Annotated in this window: 13 protein-coding genes and 1 tRNA gene; 12 read left to right on the plus strand and 2 right to left on the minus strand. The window is 71.3% G+C overall.

Going from position 1 to position 16,227, the window contains the following annotated elements; all coding sequences use genetic code 11:
- Nucleotides 1–91 precede the first annotated feature (91 nt).
- From IE269_RS31600 to IE269_RS31615, 4 genes are all read left to right on the plus strand, one after another.
- Nucleotides 92–241 (plus strand): hypothetical protein, encoded by a 150-nt coding sequence (locus IE269_RS31600; RefSeq protein WP_189826665.1) that lies wholly within the window; start codon nucleotides 92–94, stop codon nucleotides 239–241.
- Between the two features lie 94 nt (nucleotides 242–335).
- The gene (locus tag IE269_RS31605) at nucleotides 336–2,612 is read left to right on the plus strand and encodes a TOMM precursor leader peptide-binding protein (protein WP_189826666.1); all 2,277 of its coding nucleotides are present in this window, start codon (nucleotides 336–338) and stop codon (nucleotides 2,610–2,612) included.
- Between the two features lie 2 nt (nucleotides 2,613–2,614).
- The gene (locus IE269_RS31610) at nucleotides 2,615–3,292 is read left to right on the plus strand and encodes a hypothetical protein (RefSeq protein ID WP_189826667.1); all 678 of its coding nucleotides are present in this window, start codon (nucleotides 2,615–2,617) and stop codon (nucleotides 3,290–3,292) included.
- A 159-nt stretch (nucleotides 3,293–3,451) separates the two neighbouring features.
- Nucleotides 3,452–4,639, plus strand: coding sequence for a sensor histidine kinase (locus tag IE269_RS31615; RefSeq protein ID WP_229898388.1), 1,188 nt, complete (start codon nucleotides 3,452–3,454; stop codon nucleotides 4,637–4,639).
- On the opposite strand, the gene IE269_RS31620 is transcribed toward IE269_RS31615, so the two are convergent.
- Complete coding sequence (locus IE269_RS31620; protein ID WP_189826669.1) at nucleotides 4,581–5,186, minus strand: response regulator transcription factor; 606 nt, start codon at nucleotides 5,184–5,186, stop codon at nucleotides 4,581–4,583. The two genes, IE269_RS31615 and IE269_RS31620, sit on opposite strands and share 59 nt — an antisense overlap.
- A gap of 214 nt (nucleotides 5,187–5,400) precedes the next feature.
- A tRNA-Arg gene (locus tag IE269_RS31625) sits at nucleotides 5,401–5,472 on the minus strand.
- A 122-nt stretch (nucleotides 5,473–5,594) separates the two neighbouring features.
- Between IE269_RS31625 and IE269_RS31630 the strand changes: the two genes are divergently transcribed.
- The 8 genes from IE269_RS31630 (at nucleotide 5,595) to IE269_RS31665 (ending at nucleotide 16,194) form a co-directional block, all read left to right on the plus strand.
- Nucleotides 5,595–6,107 carry a response regulator gene (locus IE269_RS31630; RefSeq protein WP_189826670.1) on the plus strand — a complete coding sequence of 171 codons (513 nt, stop codon included), beginning with the start codon at nucleotides 5,595–5,597 and terminating at the stop codon, nucleotides 6,105–6,107.
- Nucleotides 6,108–6,171: 64 nt separating this feature from the next.
- Nucleotides 6,172–6,990 (plus strand): ArgS-related anticodon-binding protein NrtL, encoded by an 819-nt coding sequence (nrtL, locus tag IE269_RS31635; protein WP_189826671.1) that lies wholly within the window; start codon nucleotides 6,172–6,174, stop codon nucleotides 6,988–6,990.
- A 13-nt stretch (nucleotides 6,991–7,003) separates the two neighbouring features.
- The gene (gene lysA / locus IE269_RS31640; RefSeq protein WP_189826672.1) at nucleotides 7,004–8,395 is read left to right on the plus strand and encodes a diaminopimelate decarboxylase; all 1,392 of its coding nucleotides are present in this window, start codon (nucleotides 7,004–7,006) and stop codon (nucleotides 8,393–8,395) included.
- 99 nt (nucleotides 8,396–8,494) lie between these two features.
- Nucleotides 8,495–9,784, plus strand: a complete 1,290-nt coding sequence (locus IE269_RS31645) for a homoserine dehydrogenase (protein WP_189826792.1) — start codon at nucleotides 8,495–8,497, stop codon at nucleotides 9,782–9,784.
- 6 nt (nucleotides 9,785–9,790) lie between these two features.
- On the plus strand, nucleotides 9,791–10,861 hold the full coding sequence (gene thrC / locus IE269_RS31650) for a threonine synthase (RefSeq protein WP_189826673.1): 1,071 nt from the start codon (nucleotides 9,791–9,793) through the stop codon (nucleotides 10,859–10,861).
- Nucleotides 10,862–11,165: 304 nt separating this feature from the next.
- Nucleotides 11,166–12,098 (plus strand): homoserine kinase, encoded by a 933-nt coding sequence (thrB, locus tag IE269_RS31655; protein ID WP_189826674.1) that lies wholly within the window; start codon nucleotides 11,166–11,168, stop codon nucleotides 12,096–12,098.
- A 375-nt stretch (nucleotides 12,099–12,473) separates the two neighbouring features.
- Entirely contained in the window at nucleotides 12,474–14,558 is a 2,085-nt protein-coding gene (gene rho / locus IE269_RS31660; protein WP_189826675.1) for a transcription termination factor Rho, read from the plus strand.
- A gap of 532 nt (nucleotides 14,559–15,090) precedes the next feature.
- On the plus strand, nucleotides 15,091–16,194 hold the full coding sequence (locus IE269_RS31665) for an LCP family protein (RefSeq protein ID WP_189826676.1): 1,104 nt from the start codon (nucleotides 15,091–15,093) through the stop codon (nucleotides 16,192–16,194).
- Nucleotides 16,195–16,227 lie beyond the last annotated feature (33 nt).

Here is a 16,227-nt window from a genome sequence, read left to right on the forward strand (position 1 = left end):
AGCCGGTGACACCGGCACTGTCGGCCCTTTCGCCGTCGCGGAAGACTCTGGGGCAACAGAGCGCACACCGCTTCGCCTCGAAAGGGCCGACATGAACCTCACCTCCAGCACGCCCGCAACCCCCGGCGCCGAGATCCCGGCCGCGGACGGCCTGGTCATCGAGCACCTCGGCCCGCTCGCCCCCGAGCAGTACCGGTCCGCCACCTGCATCTGCTGGAGCGAGATCAGCATCGGCGAGTGACCCGCGGGCCGGCCGCCGCAGGCCGGTCACCCGCAGACCAGCGACCTTCGGCCCAGGAGCCGGCAACCGCGCACGAGGGGGACGAGGAACAGCCATGGTGAACACGGAGTGCACCACACAGGGACTGGCCTTCAAGCACCACCTGTCGGCCGAGGTCGTCCCCGGAGAAGGGGTGTTCCTGGTGTCGGAGCGCGGCGTGACCGTGCTGCGCGGCGCCGGAATCCTCGCCCTGGCCCCGCTCCTCGACGGCACCCGCACCCTGGACCGGCTTGCCGAACAGGCCCCCGCCGGACTGACCCCGGACCAGGTGCGGCAGATCGTCGGCCGGCTCCTCGACGCGGGTCTGCTCACCCACCGCCGCACGGACACCGCCGCGCGGTCCGAGGAGGCCTTCTGGGAACTGGCGGGACTCGACGGACAGCGCGCCGCCCGCCGGACCCTGGAAGCCACGGTCGCCGTCGTCGGACTCGGCGCCCGGGGCCCGCAGGCCGCCGCCGACATGGCCGCCGCACTCGCCGCAGGCGGCCTGCGCCCGTACGAGCCGGGCGGGGCCGGTGCACCTCCCGCGCTCGCCGTCGTCGTCTGCGAGGACTACCTCGACCCCCGGCTCGCGGCCCTCGACGCCGGGTACCGCGCCACCGGGACCCCCTGGCTGCTCCTGCGTCCGGGCGGCGAACAGCCCTGGATAGGACCGGTGTTCACCCCGGACGACGGCCCCTGCTGGCACTGCCTGGCCGAACCGCTGCGCCGCAACCGCCCCGCCGAGACCTACCTGGGCCAGGCCCTCGGCCGCCCCGTCACCACTCCGCCGTCGGGGCTGCCGGCCGGCCGTTCGGCGGGACTGCACCTCGCCTGTCTGGAAGCCGCCAAGTGGCTGGCGGGACAGCGCCACCCGGGCCAGTCCGCGCTGTGGACCCTGGACCCCCTCACCCTGGCGGGGCGCCACCACCCGGTGCGCCGCCGCCCGCAATGCCCCTCCTGCGGCGAACCCGACCTGATGGCCCGCCAGGTGAACGCCCCCTTCACGCTCGTCCCGCGCCCCAAGGCCGCCCTCGGCACCGGCGAACGCTCACTGACCGCCGAACAGATGCTGGAGCGCCACGGCCACCTGGTCGACGACCTGACCGGAGTGGTCAAGGAAGTCCTCCGCGACACCCGGGGCCCCGACTTCCTCAACTGCTTCCACTCCGGGCACAATCCGGCCGCCGAACCCTCCGGTCTCGCCGCCGTGCGCAGCGGACTGCGCAGCCACAGCTCCGGCAAGGGAACCACCGGCACCCAGGCGCGCGTGAGCGCCCTGTGCGAAGCGGTGGAACGGCACAGCGGCTACTTCCAGGGCGACGAACCCACCGTGCGGGCCGCCTACCGGGAGATCGCGGACCGGGCCGTCCACCCGGACACCGTCCAGCTCTTCGACCCCCGCCAGTACGCGGACCGCGAGCAGTGGAACGCCGCCCACACCCCCGCCCACCGGATATGCGAGCCCTTCGACGAGAACACACCGGTCGACTGGACCCCCATGTGGTCCCTCACCGAGGGCCGGCAGCGCCTGGTGCCCACCGCGATGCTCTACTACCGGGCCCCCGCCGCCCACGGCTTCTTCACCGCCACCTCCAACGGCTCCGCGGCGGGCAGCTCCCGCGAGGACGCCGTGGTCCAGGGCTTCCTGGAACTCGTCGAACGCGACGCGGTCGCCCTGTGGTGGTACAACCGCACCCGCCAGCCCGGGGTGGACCTCGACGCCTTCGCCGACCCCTGGGTCCAGCAGGTCCGTACGGGACACGAAGCGCTGGAGCGCCGGCTCTGGGTGCTCGACCTCACCAGCGACCTCGGCGTCCCGGTCTTCGCCGCCCTGTCCCGGCGGACCGACAAACCCGCGCAGGACATCACCCTCGGGTTCGGCGCCCACTTCGACCCCCGGGTCGCCCTGAGACGGGCGGTGGCGGAGCTGAACCAGATGCTGCCGCCGGTCGTGCAGGCCGAGGCCGACGGCACCGGCTACCACTGCGACGACGACGCCGTGCTGTCCTGGTGGCACACCGCCACCACCGACAACCAGCCCTACCTGCTGCCCGCCCCGGCAGAACCCGGCCGGGTGCCCGCGGACTTCCCGTACACCCCGCGCACCGACCTGGCCGAGGACGTGGCCGAAGCCGGCCGGCTGGCCCGCTCCCTCGGCAGCGAACTCCTCGTCCTCGACCAGACCCGCCAGGACACCGGCCTCCCGGTGGTCAAGGTGATGGTGCCGGGGCTGCGCCCCTTCTGGGCCCGCTTCGGCCCCGGCCGCCTGTACGACGTTCCCGTGCGGCTGGGCCGTCGCAGTGCCCCGGTCCGCTACGAGGACCTCAACCCGATCCCGCTCTTCCTGTGACGATGCTTCCCCTGACACGGCTTCGCGAGCCGCACCTCCTGCCGCTGTGGTCCCTGCGCGAGGACTGCGTGATCCGCCAGTCGCCCGCCGCTCCCTGCGACTGGCGGATCGACACCCCCTGGGGAGAGGCCCGGCTGGGCCCGATCGCCCCGGTGGTCCGACGGGCGCTGGAGCGGATGACGTACGGTCCGGTCCTCCTCGACAACGTGCTCCCCGGCTTCACCGACGGCGACGTGCCGACCGGGCAGCACGTCGACCACGCGGCGCTGCGGGCGGTGCTGGAGAAGGCGGGCCACGCGGTGGTGCGCACGCTCGCGTTTCCCGACGGCAGCCGGTACGTGACGGTGACGCCCGAGTGGCCCCGCGCCCGGCTCTTCTCCACCGGCCGCCCGGAGCCGGACGCGGTGCACCGCCTCTCCCGCCACGTCACCCTGCACGACGCGGCCGACGGCCGTCTCCTCCAGGCGCCGTCCTGCGCCCACCGGGCGCTCCTGCACACCCCGCGGGCCGAGCGGCTGATCGACTGCTACGCCGCACCCGCGCGACTGCGGGAGGTCTCGGCGCTGCTCGGCAGACCGGTGCCCGAAACGGCCCTGGTGGTCGGGCTCCTGGAGGCCGCCGGTCTGCTGGTGCCGGTGAGCGGCGGCGCACCGCCGCCGGAGCGCGGGACGAACGCCTGAAGTCGGCAGTGTCCGAGCGGTGCCGATGATCCCCACGTATGCTGCCCCCGAGCGAAATCGCATTCGAGTGGGGGGTTTCTCGTGCGATGGTTCGGTCCACTGACATTAGCTGTCCCGTCGCGCCAAAAAGTCGTGAACGACGAGGAGTTGGCCCCACGTGTGGCCGCCGCCATCACCACCGTCGTGATCCTCTGCTTCTTCGGAGTCGGCCTCACCCATGCCGTCGGCAGTGGCTTCGGCGCGCTGGGACTCGCCGAGTGCGGCGCCCTGATGCTGGTCCTGCTGGGCCTTCAGCTGTGCCACTCCTTCCCCTCCCGCATCCCCGGAGTGGCCGGCCGCCGGCGGATCACCCTGAGCGTCCAGGCCGTGCTCACCTTCCTCCCCTTCCTCGCCTTCGGCGCCGCCTGGCTGGGCATGCCCGGCTTCCTCGCCGCCTCCTGCCTGCTGGTGCTGAGGCCCACGCTCGCCTGGTCGGCCTTCGCCCTGGTCGTCGCGGCGACGGGCGGCGTGCAGTTCGCGGTCGGCTACGGAGTGGGCGACCTGGCCTACAACCTCGTGGCCACGATCCTCACCGGACTCGTGGTGTACGGGCTGAGCCTGCTCTCCAGCCTCATCGGCGAGGTCCAGGCGGCCCGTGACGAGCTGGTGCGGCTCACCCTCGCCCAGGAGCGGGTGCGCTTCGCCCGTGACCTGCACGACCTGCTCGGCTTCAGCCTCGCCACCATCACGCTCAAGTGCGAGCTGACGCAGCGCCTCATGAGCGACCAACCAGCGCGCGCAGAGCAGGAGTTGGCCGAGGTCGTCCAGGCTTCCCGGCAGGCGCTGAAGGAGGTCAGGTCGGTGGCCAGCAGCTATTTGCGGATGAGCCTGGAACGCGAGGTCGCGGCCGCCTCCTCCCTGCTGCGCGCGATCGGCATCCACGCCGAGATGCGGATGAACGTGAACCAGGTGCCACCGGCGGTCGACATCGTCCTGGCAGCCGTGCTGAGGGAGGGCATCACCAATGTGCTCCGCCACAGCAAGGCGCAGAAGTGCGTGGTCGAAGCCGGTACGGACGAGGGATCCGTACACCTGAAGATCGTCAACGACGGCCTCCGGCAGTCCCGGCTCGCCCACATCCCCCAGCAGTCCGGCGACACCGGGCCGGGGGGCATCGGGCTGAGCAGCCTCGCGGAGAGGGCGAGGGGACTTGGTGGCCGGCTCACCTCGGGCGAGCGCGCCGACGGCCTCTACGAGCTGATCGTCGTCCTGCCCGTGCGGGCCGGGGCGGGGGCCGAGGGGGACCCGCTCACAGCCACCCCGCCTCGCGGGCGATCCGTACGGCATCCATCCGGTTCCGGGCATTGAGCTTGGTCACCGCGGAGGTCAGGTAATTGCGCACGGTGCCCGGGGACAGGCAGAGCGTGCGGGCTATCTCCGGCGCGTCCGCACCCTGCGCGGCCAGCCGCAGCGCGTCGCTCTCCCGGGGCCCGAGCGGACTCTCCTCCGCCTGAAGGGCGCTGAGCGCCAGCTCCGGATCCACCACCTTGCCCCCGGCGGCGACCTCACGGATCGCCGCCGCCAGCCGGGCCGGCTCGGTGTCCTTGAGCAGGAACCCGGAGGCGTGTGCCGCCAGCGCCCGCCGCAGATTCCCCGGCCGGCCCAGGGTGGTCAGAATGGCCGTACGGCACTCCGGCAGCTTCAGGTGGAGCAGCGCGGCCGCCTCGATGCCGTCGATCCCCGGCATGTCGATGTCGAGGACCGCCACGTCGGGCCGGTGCTCGAGCGCCAGCGGCAGCACGTCGTCGCCGTTGCCGGTCTCGGCCACCACCTCGATGCCGGGCTCCAGCTCCAGGAGCGAGATCAGTGCGCGGCGCAGCATGAGCATGTCCTCGGCGAGCAGAACTCTGATCACTGTTACCCCCGGTGCAGTGAACGGAATCGATGTTCTCCACGTGAACTTTACGTGGAGAAGGCCGAGTTGAGACCCCATTGATCAGATTGCCGGGGCCGGATGCAGGGCATGAAACGGCACAAAAAAATCGGGTGTCCGTACCGAAGTACGGACACCCGATCTTGACACTCTCCGGACGAGAACCCGGACAAAAATCACCGTCTCGTCTTTCAAGTGCCCCCGGCAGGATTCGAACCTGCGCACCCGGCTCCGGAGGCCGATGCTCTATCCCCTGAGCTACGGGGGCATGTCGTCCGGTGTGTCGGCGACGTGGTGAACCTTACCAGCTCCCGGGCCGTGCCCGTGCACAGATATCTGCGGCATCCGCACGTCAGCCTCCCGCAAGCGCTTCCCCCGCACGGGGCCGAAGTGGGCAAAACCCGGACGCGGTACGGGAGTCCGACCTACTCTCGAAGAGTGCCAGGCGCGTCCGGCCGGGTCCTTGTCGTCGACGACAACAAGGTCATCCGCCAGCTGATCACGGTCAATCTCGAACTGGAGGGCTTCGAGGTCGTGACCGCGTCCGACGGTGCCGAGTGCCTGGAGATCGTGCACCGCACCTGCCCCGACGTGATCACCCTCGACGTCGTCATGCCCCGGCTCGACGGCATCAGCACCGCCGCCCGCCTCCGCGCCGACCCGCGCACCAGCCACCTGCCCGTCGCCATCGTCAGTGCCTGTACGCAGTACGAAGTGGAGAGCGGCCTCGCCGCCGGAGTGGACGCCTTCCTTTCCAAGCCTTTCGAGCCCGCCGAACTGGTCCGGCTCGTGCGGAGGCTGGCGGGTCAGGAGGAGCCGCCGTCGTCCGACGGCGGTCATCCGGCCCCGTGCGTCCGCCATCCGGGGGGACACCGTACGGGAGGACACCCGCCCGCCCCGTGACACGGCCGCCCGCATGCTGAAACCCGTTGGCGGGGGAGCCCCCCTCCTCGCCTAGGCTGGCCCCGTGACCCCCGCAGAGCTCTCCCGTACCGTGCTGCGCGCCGTGCGCCGCGCCGTCGAGGAGGACGCCTTGACCGCTCCGGTGCCCGAACGGGCCGCCGTCGAGCGCACCCGCCCCGGGGGCACCGGCGACTGGGCCAGCAACATCGCCCTCCGGCTCGCCAAGCAGGCCGGGAAGACGCCGTACGAGGTCGCCGAAGTGCTGAAGGAGCGGCTCGCGGGCACGCCCGGAATCGCCGCCGTCGACATCACCGGCCCCGGATTCCTCAGCTTCACCCTCGCGGGAGAGGTGCAGGACCAGGTCGTACGGGAACTGCTGGAGCAGGGTCTGGTACGCGATCCACGGCTGCCCGCCCCCGAACCCGAGGCCGCCGACGTCCTGCGGCTCGGGCGGGACGCCGCCGTGTGGGCGACCCTGCTCCCCGGCCCCGACCTCCTCGCCCAGCACGAGCGGAACCCGCTCTTCCGGGTGCGGTACGCGTACTCCCGGACCCGGGCACTCCCGAGGAACGCCTCCGACCTCGGATTTCGTGGATCGTACGAGATCCCGACAGACGCCCCCGAGCTGATCGGCCTCCTCGGCGGTTACGCCGTCGAGCTCGACGCCGCCGTACGGCTCGGCGCGCCCGAGCGGCTCGCCCGGCACCTCGTCGCCGTCGCCGACGCCTTCCTCCGCTTCCAGGACACGCACCCCGTCCTGCCGCTCGGCGACGAGAAACCCTCGGCCGCCCACCGCTCCCGGCTGGCAGTCGCCGAAGCCGCCGGGACGGTGCTGGCCGGCGGCCTGTCCCAGCTCGGCGTCAGCGCACCAGACCACCTGTGAGTGAGAGAGAACCATGAGCCGTTCCGCCCACCCCGCCGGGCCCCGCCACGCCGACGTCCTTCCCGAGGGCCACTACACCGCCCCCGCCGACGACCTCAACGCCCTCGACGAGAAGGTCTGGGCGCGCACCGTCGAGCGCGGCGAGGACGGTGTCGTACGCGTCGGGGGGATCGAAGTGACGCGTCTGGCCGAGGAGTTCGGGACTCCGGCCTACTTCCTGGACGAGGCCGACTTCCGCGCCCGCTGCCGTGCCTGGGCCGACGCCTTCGGTACCGAGGCCGACGTCTTCTACGCCGGCAAGGCCTTCCTGTCGCGCGCGATCGTGCGCTGGCTGAAGGAGGAGGGGCTCAACCTGGACGTGTGCTCCGGGGGCGAGCTGACCACCGCGCTGGACGCCGGGATGCCCGCCGAGCGCATCGCCTTCCACGGCAACAACAAGAGCGAGGGCGAGATCCGCAGGGCCGTCGAGGTCGGCGTCGGGCGGATCGTCCTCGACTCCTTCCAGGAGATCGTCCGCGTCGCGCACATCGCGCAGGAGCTGGGCAAGCGCCAGCGCGTGCAGATCCGGGTGACCGTCGGCGTCGAGGCGCACACGCACGAGTTCATCGCCACCGCCCACGAGGACCAGAAGTTCGGCATCGCGCTGGCCGGGGGACAGGCCGCCGAGGCCGTGCGCCGGGCGCTCAAGCTGGACGGCCTCGAGCTGATCGGCATCCACTCCCACATCGGCTCGCAGATCTTCGACATGGCCGGCTTCGAGGTCTCCGCGCGGCGCGTCGTGCAGCTCCTCGCGGAGGTGCGCGACGAGCACGGCGTCGAGCTGCCCGAGATCGACCTCGGCGGCGGCCTCGGCATCGCGTACACCTCCGAGGACGACCCGCGCGAGCCCCAGGACATCGCCAAGGCGCTGACCGAGATCGTCACTCGCGAATGCGAAGCAGCAAAGCTCCGCACCCCCCGGATCTCCGTCGAGCCCGGCCGCGCCATCGTCGGTCCCACCGCCTTCACGCTGTACGAGGTCGGGACCGTCAAGCCGCTGGAGGGCCTGCGGACGTACGTGAGCGTCGACGGCGGCATGTCCGACAACATCCGCACCGCGCTGTACGACGCCGAGTACACGGTGGCGCTCGTCTCGCGCCGCTCCGACGCGGAGCCGATGCTGGTACGAGTCGTCGGCAAGCACTGCGAGAGCGGCGACATCGTCGTACGGGACGCCTTCCTGCCCGCGGACACCGCACCCGGTGACCTGCTGGCGGTGCCCGCCACCGGTGCGTACTGCCGGTCCATGGCCAGCAACTACAACCACGCGCTCCGCCCGCCCGTCGTGGCGGTCAAGGACGGCGGGGCGCGCGTGATCGTACGGCGCGAGACCGAGGAAGATCTCCTGCGGCTCGATGTCGGCTGATGAAATACACGTCTCACCTGCTGGACGGGGGATAGAAACTCCCGTCCGGTGGGTGAGACTGGTCAACACCGTAAGAAGTATGAGGAGTGAGGTCGGATGATGCGTACGCGTCCGCTGAAGGTGGCGCTGCTGGGCTGTGGTGTGGTCGGCTCGGAAGTCGCGCGCATCATGACGACGCACGCCGACGACCTCACGGCCCGCATCGGCGCCCCGGTCGAGCTCGTCGGTGTCGCCGTGCGGCAGCCCTCGAAGGTGCGCGCCGGGATCGACCCCGCGCTCATCACCACCGACGCGACCGCCCTGGTCAAACGGGGTGACATCGACGTCGTGATCGAGGTCATCGGCGGCATCGAGCCCGCCCGCACCCTCATCACCACCGCCTTCGAGCACGGCGCCTCCGTCGTCTCCGCGAACAAGGCACTCCTCGCCGAGGACGGCGCGGCACTGCACGCCGCCGCCGAGGAGCACGGCCGCGACCTCTACTACGAGGCCGCCGTCGCGGGCGCGATCCCGCTCGTACGGCCGCTCCGCGAGTCCCTCGCCGGCGACAAGGTCAACCGGGTCCTGGGCATCGTCAACGGCACCACGAACTTCATCCTCGACAAGATGGACTCCTCCGGCGCCGGATACTCCGAGGCGCTCGACGAGGCCACCGCGCTGGGATACGCCGAGGCCGACCCGACCGCCGACGTCGAGGGCTTCGACGCCGCCGCCAAGGCCGCCATCCTCGCCGGGATCGCCTTCCACACCCGGGTCAAGATCGGCGACGTGCACCGCGAGGGCCTCACCGAGGTCACCGCCGCGGACATCGCATCCGCAAAGCGCATGGGCTGCACGGTCAAGCTGCTCGCCATCTGCGAGCGCGCCGCCGACGGGCAGTCCGTCACCGCCCGCGTGCACCCGGCGATGATCCCGCTGACCCACCCGCTGGCCTCCGTCCGCGAGGCGTACAACGCGGTCTTCGTGGAAGCGGAGGCCGCCGGTCAGCTCATGTTCTACGGTCCCGGGGCGGGCGGCGCGCCCACCGCGTCCGCCGTCCTCGGCGACCTCGTGGCGGTGTGCCGCAACAAGCTGGGCGGGTCCACCGGACCCGGCGAGTCCGCGTACACGCGCCTGCCCGTGAGCCCCATGGGCGAGGTCGTCACCCGGTACCACATCAGCCTCGACGTGGCCGACAAGCCGGGCGTGCTCGCCCAGGTCGCGACGGTCTTCGCCGAACACGACGTGTCGATCGACACCGTCCGCCAGTCGGGGAAGGACGGCGAGGCCTCCCTCGTCGTCGTCACCCACCGCGCGCCCGACGCCGCCCTCTCCGGGACCGTCGCGGCACTGCGCAAGCTCGACACCGTCAGAGGTGTCGCCAGCATCATGCGTGTTGAAGGGGAGTAAGGACCCATGACCATCCAGGGCACCCACCAGTGGCGCGGCATCATCGAGGAGTACCGGGACCGGCTCCCGGTGACGGCCACGACGCCGGTCGTCTCGCTCGGCGAGGGCGGCACGCCGCTCGTCCGCGCTCAGGTCCTCTCCGAGCGCACGGGCTGCGAGGTGTACCTCAAGGTCGAGGGCGCCAATCCGACCGGGTCCTTCAAGGACCGCGGCATGACCATGGCGATCACGCGGGCCAAGGAGGAGGGCGCGAAGGCCGTCATCTGCGCCTCCACCGGCAACACCTCCGCCTCGGCCGCCGCCTACGCGGTGCGCGCGGGCATGGTCTGCGCCGTGCTGGTCCCGCAGGGCAAGATCGCGCTCGGCAAGATGGGCCAGGCCCTCGTGCACGGCGCGAAGATCCTCCAGGTCGACGGAAACTTCGACGACTGCCTGACCCTGGCCCGCTCGCTCTCGGACAACTACCCGGTGGCGCTGGTCAATTCGGTCAACCCGGTACGTATCGAGGGCCAGAAGACGGCCTCCTTCGAGATCGTCGACGCGCTCGGCGACGCGCCCGACATCCACGTCCTGCCGGTCGGCAACGCGGGCAACATCACTGCGTACTGGAAGGGCTACAAGGAGTACGCGGCCGACAAGCTCGCCACGCACACCCCGCGCATGTGGGGCTACCAGGCCTCCGGCTCGGCGCCGATCGTGCGCGGCGAGATCGTCAAGGACCCGTCCACGGTCGCGACCGCGATCCGGATCGGCAACCCGGCCTCCTGGGACTTCGCGCTCGCCGCGCGGGACGAGTCGGGCGGCCACATCGACGAGGTGACGGACCGTCAAATCCTCGCCGCCTACCGCCTGTTGGCCTCCCAGGAGGGCGTCTTCGTGGAGCCCGCCTCGGCCGCATCGGTCGCCGGTCTCCTGAAGGCCGCCGAAGAGGGCAAGGTCGACAAGGGCCAGCGCATCGTCTGCACGGTCACGGGCAACGGCCTCAAGGACCCCGACTGGGCCGTCGCCGGCGCCCCCCAGCCGGTCACGGTCCCGGTCGACGCCGCCACCGCCGCCGAAAAGCTCGGCCTGGCGTAACTACGCGCCTCCCTGCACGGCCGCACCTCTCTCCGGGGTGCGGCCGTGCCCCGCAGGGGCGCGGGACACCAGGCCCGCCCCGGCGCCCTGCGCATCCGGTACGGGCAAGCAAGCCCCACCCCAGCCCCAAGCGACACGGTCGCCCTATGTCGCCAGGGAACCTTCCTTCGATAGGCTGTACCGAACCCGCCACGCCGCATATGCGCGGTGTCGTTGCCGTACAGGCCCGGGCGCCAGGTATCCCGAAGCGAAGTCCACCCAGTACCTCGCCAACACCCCTGCCACACAAGGAGATCGTCGAGCGATGGCCGGTCCCGCATTCCGAGCCGCCGCCGTGCGCGTGCGCGTCCCCGCCACCAGTGCCAACCTCGGCCCGGGCTTCGACGCGTTCGGCCTGGCAGTGGGGCTGTACGACGACGTGGTCGTGCGCGTGGCCGACTCCGGCCTGCACATCGACATCGCGGGCGAGGGCGCCGAAACCCTGCCCCGCGACGAGCGGCACCTTCTCGTTCGCGCCATGCGCACCGCCTTCGACGTCCTCGGCGGACAGCCGCGCGGCCTGGAGATCGTCTGCGCCAACCGCATCCCGCACGGCCGCGGCCTCGGCTCCTCCTCCGCCGCCATCTGCGCCGGCATCATGGCCGCCCGCGCCGTGACCATAGGCGGCGACGCCAAGCTGGACGACGCGGCCCTGCTGGAGCTGGCCACCGAGATCGAGGGCCACCCCGACAACGTCGCCGCCTGCCTCCTCGGCGGCTTCACCCTCGCCTGGATGGACGGCGGCGCGGCCCGCGCGATCAGGATGGACCCCGACGATTCCCTCGTCCCGGTGGTCTTCGTCCCCTCCACGCCGGTCCTCACCGAGGCCGCCCGCGGCCTGCTTCCCCGTACGGTCCCCCATGTGGACGCAAGCGTGAACGCGGGCCGCGCGGCCCTGCTCGTCGAGGCCCTGACCAGGCGCCCCGAGCTGTTGATGCCCGCCACCGAGGACCGTCTCCACCAGGACTACCGGACCCCCGCGATGCCCGAGAGCCTCGCGCTGGTGGCCCGTTTGCGCGCGGACGGCGTACCCGCCGTCATCTCCGGCGCCGGCCCCACGGTCATGGCGCTCACTGTGGACCATGCGGCCGACAAGGTCGTACGGATGGCGGGCGAGGGCTGGGCCGCGGCGCGGCTCGACCTCGACGCCGCAGGGGCGAGCGTGCTTCCGCTCGCACCGCAGGACGTGTCCGAATAGGACCGTGAGCGATTGCCGGTGGAAGAGAGGGGGAATGTTTGTTGGAGCCGGTAGTGTTAATCTCAAGTCTGCATCCGACGCCCTTGCGGCGCGGTGCATCGTGTCCCCTTCGGGACCATCTTCTTCCGGGAGCCTCCCCAAACTGCCTGAGCAGCCTGCCTGAGCAGTTTTGAGCACGCTCCGGAACCGGCACGACACCCCGCGTTCTTCCCAGAGGGGGCAACTGGGGACTTCGGGTCGGAACCCCACGCACGTTTATCTCTCCGCCACATCCGGCGGACCACCGCCCCGGCACGGTTCTCCATGGGACCGCCGGACAGCACAACCGGTCGCCGAGCCAGACAGGCCGACGTCCGCTCCAGGGAAGGACCCTTCGTGAGCGACACCACCGATCTGATGGGCGTGACTGCCGACAAGAATGTCGACAATGCGTCCGACGCAGGTGCTGCCACCGGCAGTGCCCCACGGCGCCGCCGCTCCGGCACCGGCCTGGACGGCATGGTCCTGGCCGAGCTGCAGCAGGTCGCGTCCGGCCTCGGGATCAAGGGCACCGCGCGCATGCGCAAGGGCCAGCTGATCGAGGTCATCAAGGAGACGCAGGCAGGCGGCGGCTCCGCCCCGGCCAAGAGCGCCCCGGCCGAGGCCGAGGCCAAGCCGAAGCGCCGCGCCACCTCCAAGGCCCGTACCGTCGAGGCCGCTCCGGAAGCCGAGCCCGTGGCGAAGGCCGAGAAGGCCGTCGCCCAGCAGCAGATCGACATCCCGGGCCAGCCCGCGAGCGACGACCAGCCCGTCGAGCGCCGCCGCCGTCGTGCCACCGCCGCGGCCGGCAGCCCCGAACAGGCCACCGCCGCAAGCGAGGTGACGGACCGCCAGAAGTCCGAGCCCAAGGGCGACGTCAAGACCGAGGTCAAGGCCGAGGCGCTGACGGACACCAAGACGGACGCCAAGGCCGACCAGGCGGTCGACAACGCCGAGGGCCGCCGTGAGCGCGGCAACCGCGGTGACCGCCAGGGCCGCGGCGACCGCCAGGACCGCCAGAGCCGCCGCGACCGTGACCGCGACCGCGGCAACAAGGGCGGCGACGAGCAGGGCGGCCAGGGCCGCCAGCAGCGCCAGGGCCAGAGCCAGGGCGGCGGCAGCCAGGGGAATCAGGGAAACCAGGGTCGCGACAACCGTGACAACGGTCCCCAGGACGACGGCTACGACGATGACGCGGGCGGCCGCCGGGGCCGTCGGGGCCGTTACCGCGACCGCCGTGGCCGTCGTGGCCGCGACGAGTTCGGCAGCGACGCGCCGCCGCAGGTGAACGACGACGACGTCCTGATCCCCGTCGCGGGCATCCTGGACATCCTCGACAACTACGCGTTCATCCGTACGTCCGGCTACCTGCCGGGCCCGAACGACGTGTACGTCTCGCTCGCCCAGGTCCGCAAGAACGGCCTGCGCAAGGGCGACCACACCACGGGTGCGGTCCGCCAGCCCAAGGACGGTGAGCGCCGCGAGAAGTTCAACGCGCTGGTGCGCCTGGACTCCGTCAACGGCATGGCGCCGGAGAGCGGCCGAGGCCGCCCCGAGTTCCAGAAGCTCACCCCGCTGTACCCGCAGGACCGGCTGCGTCTGGAGACCGACCCGGGCGTCCTGACGACCCGGATCATCGACCTCGTCGCGCCGATCGGCAAGGGCCAGCGCGGTCTGATCGTGGCCCCGCCGAAGACCGGTAAGACCATGATCATGCAGGCCATCGCCAACGCGATCACGGTCAACAACCCCGAGTGCCACCTGATGGTCGTCCTGGTCGACGAGCGTCCGGAAGAGGTCACCGACATGCAGCGGTCGGTGAAGGGCGAGGTCATCTCCTCGACCTTCGACCGCCCCGCCGAGGACCACACCACGGTCGCCGAGCTCGCCATCGAGCGCGCGAAGCGCCTCGTGGAGCTGGGCCACGACGTGGTCGTCCTCCTCGACTCGATCACCCGCCTGGGCCGCGCCTACAACCTGGCGGCCCCGGCCTCCGGGCGCATCCTCTCCGGTGGTGTCGACTCGACCGCCCTCTACCCGCCGAAGCGCTTCTTCGGCGCGGCGCGCAACATCGAGGACGGCGGCTCGCTGACCATCCTCGCCACCGCGCTGGTGGACACCGGGTCCCGCATGGACGAGGTGATCTTCGAGGAGTTCAAGGGCACCGGCAACATGGAGCTCAAGCTCGACCGGAAGCTCGCGGACAAGCGGATCTTCCCGGCGGTGGACGTGGACCCGTCCGGCACCCGCAAGGAAGAGATCCTCCTCAACTCGGAGGAACTCGCCATCGTCTGGAAGCTCCGCCGCGTCCTGCACGCGCTGGACTCCCAGCAGGCGATCGAGCTGCTTCTCGACAAGATGAAGCAGACGAAGTCGAACGCCGAGTTCCTGATGCAGATCGCCAAGACGACGCCGTCCGGCAACGGCAACGGCAACGACTAGTCCCCTCCGGGGTTGGTCGTACGAGCCCGGGTGCGGGTCACTTTCCCAGTGACCCGCACCCGGGCTCGCCGCGTTTCCGCTGGGGCGCGGGGCAGTGGGACCGGTTCCGTGCGGGTGGGTTGGTGGCTGGTCGCGCAGTTCCCCGCGCCCCTGAATGCCTGCCCTTCGGGCGGCACATCAGCCCGTCCGGCGTTTGAGGACGTCCGCCCGGTACCGGGCAACGTACAAACACGGCCCGCCCACCCCGCACAGGGAATACGCCGTGACCCTTTCGAGACATGCGCCACACCCCGCCCCGGGAACCCGCGCCGGCCGCCCCCGTCCCCGTACGGGAAAAGTCCCAGCTCAGGCCGGATAAGAAGCGCTCTTAGAGGCGTCCGGCAGCATGCCAGCCACCCCCTCCGCGAGCCAGGGCCGCACACCCCCTGTGCAACCCTTCTGGGTAATTCACCGTCTGACAAGTGTCGACAAACCGTGCCTGATCCACCACGGCAGGGGGTACGCGGATCCACCACGAGGGACTGAGGAGCGCATGACCGACCACGGCAGGAGCAGCCGAATACGGGCCACCGGCAAACGCCGGGCAGCGCGCAAGCGCGGCAAGGGCGCCACCCTGGCCTGGGTGGCCGCGGGAGTGGTGCTGGTCGGCGGCGGAGGCCTCGGCGCGGTCTACTTCAAGCTCGACGGCAACCTCAAGGGCGTCGACATCAACGGGGCTCTCGGCACCGACCGCCCCGACGAGGTCGACAACGGCTCGCAGGACATCCTCGTCCTCGGCTCCGACTCCCGCCACGGCGACAACGCCAAGTACGGGACCGACGAGGGCGGCGCCCGCTCGGACACGGCGATGATCCTGCACGTGTACGAGGGGCACAAGAAGGCGAGCATCGTCTCGATTCCGCGCGACACGCTCATATCCCGCCCGGAGTGCGTCTCCGACAAGGACGGCAAGACGACCGTCCCGGCGGCCGACCGCCAGATGTTCAACACGGCGTACGAGGTCGGCGGCCCGGCCTGCGCGGTGAAGACCGTCGAGAAGATGTCCGGCATCCGCATGGACCACTACGTCGAGGTCGACTTCACCGGCTTCAAGAAGCTCATCGACGAGCTCGGCGGCGTCCCGGTCACCACCACCAAGGCGATCAAGGACTCCAAGAGCCATCTGGACCTGCCGCCCGGCACCCACCAGCTGAACGGCGAGCAGTCCCTCGGCCTCGTCCGCACCCGCAAGAGCGTCGGCGACGGCTCGGACCTCGGCCGCATCCAGCTCCAGCAGGCGTTCATGAAGGCCCTGATCGGCCAGGTCAAGGACGTCGGGGTGTTCACCAATCCGAAGAAGCTGTACGACCTCGGGGACGCCGCCACCAAGGCCGTGACGACCGACAACGACCTGGCGTCCGTGTCGAGCCTCGTCTCCTTCGCGAACGGCCTCAAGGGCATCGGCGCCGAGGACATGAAGATGGTCACGCTGCCCGTCCAGTACGACCCCCGGGACCCCAACCGCGTCGTACCCCTGGCCAAGCAGTCCCAGGAGCTCTGGACGGCGCTCAGGGCCGACCGGCCCATCCCCGCGTCGGTCACCGAGGGCTCGGCGGGCGACAAGGGCGAGGCCGGGAAGATCGTCAGCGGCGGCTGAGAAGCGGCCGGGCGAAGGCGGCGGGGCGGCTGA

Origin of the sequence: Streptomyces spiroverticillatus, assembly GCA_014650415.1 — a bacterium.
Classification (GTDB): Bacteria; Actinomycetota; Actinomycetes; order Streptomycetales; family Streptomycetaceae; genus Streptomyces; species Streptomyces spiroverticillatus.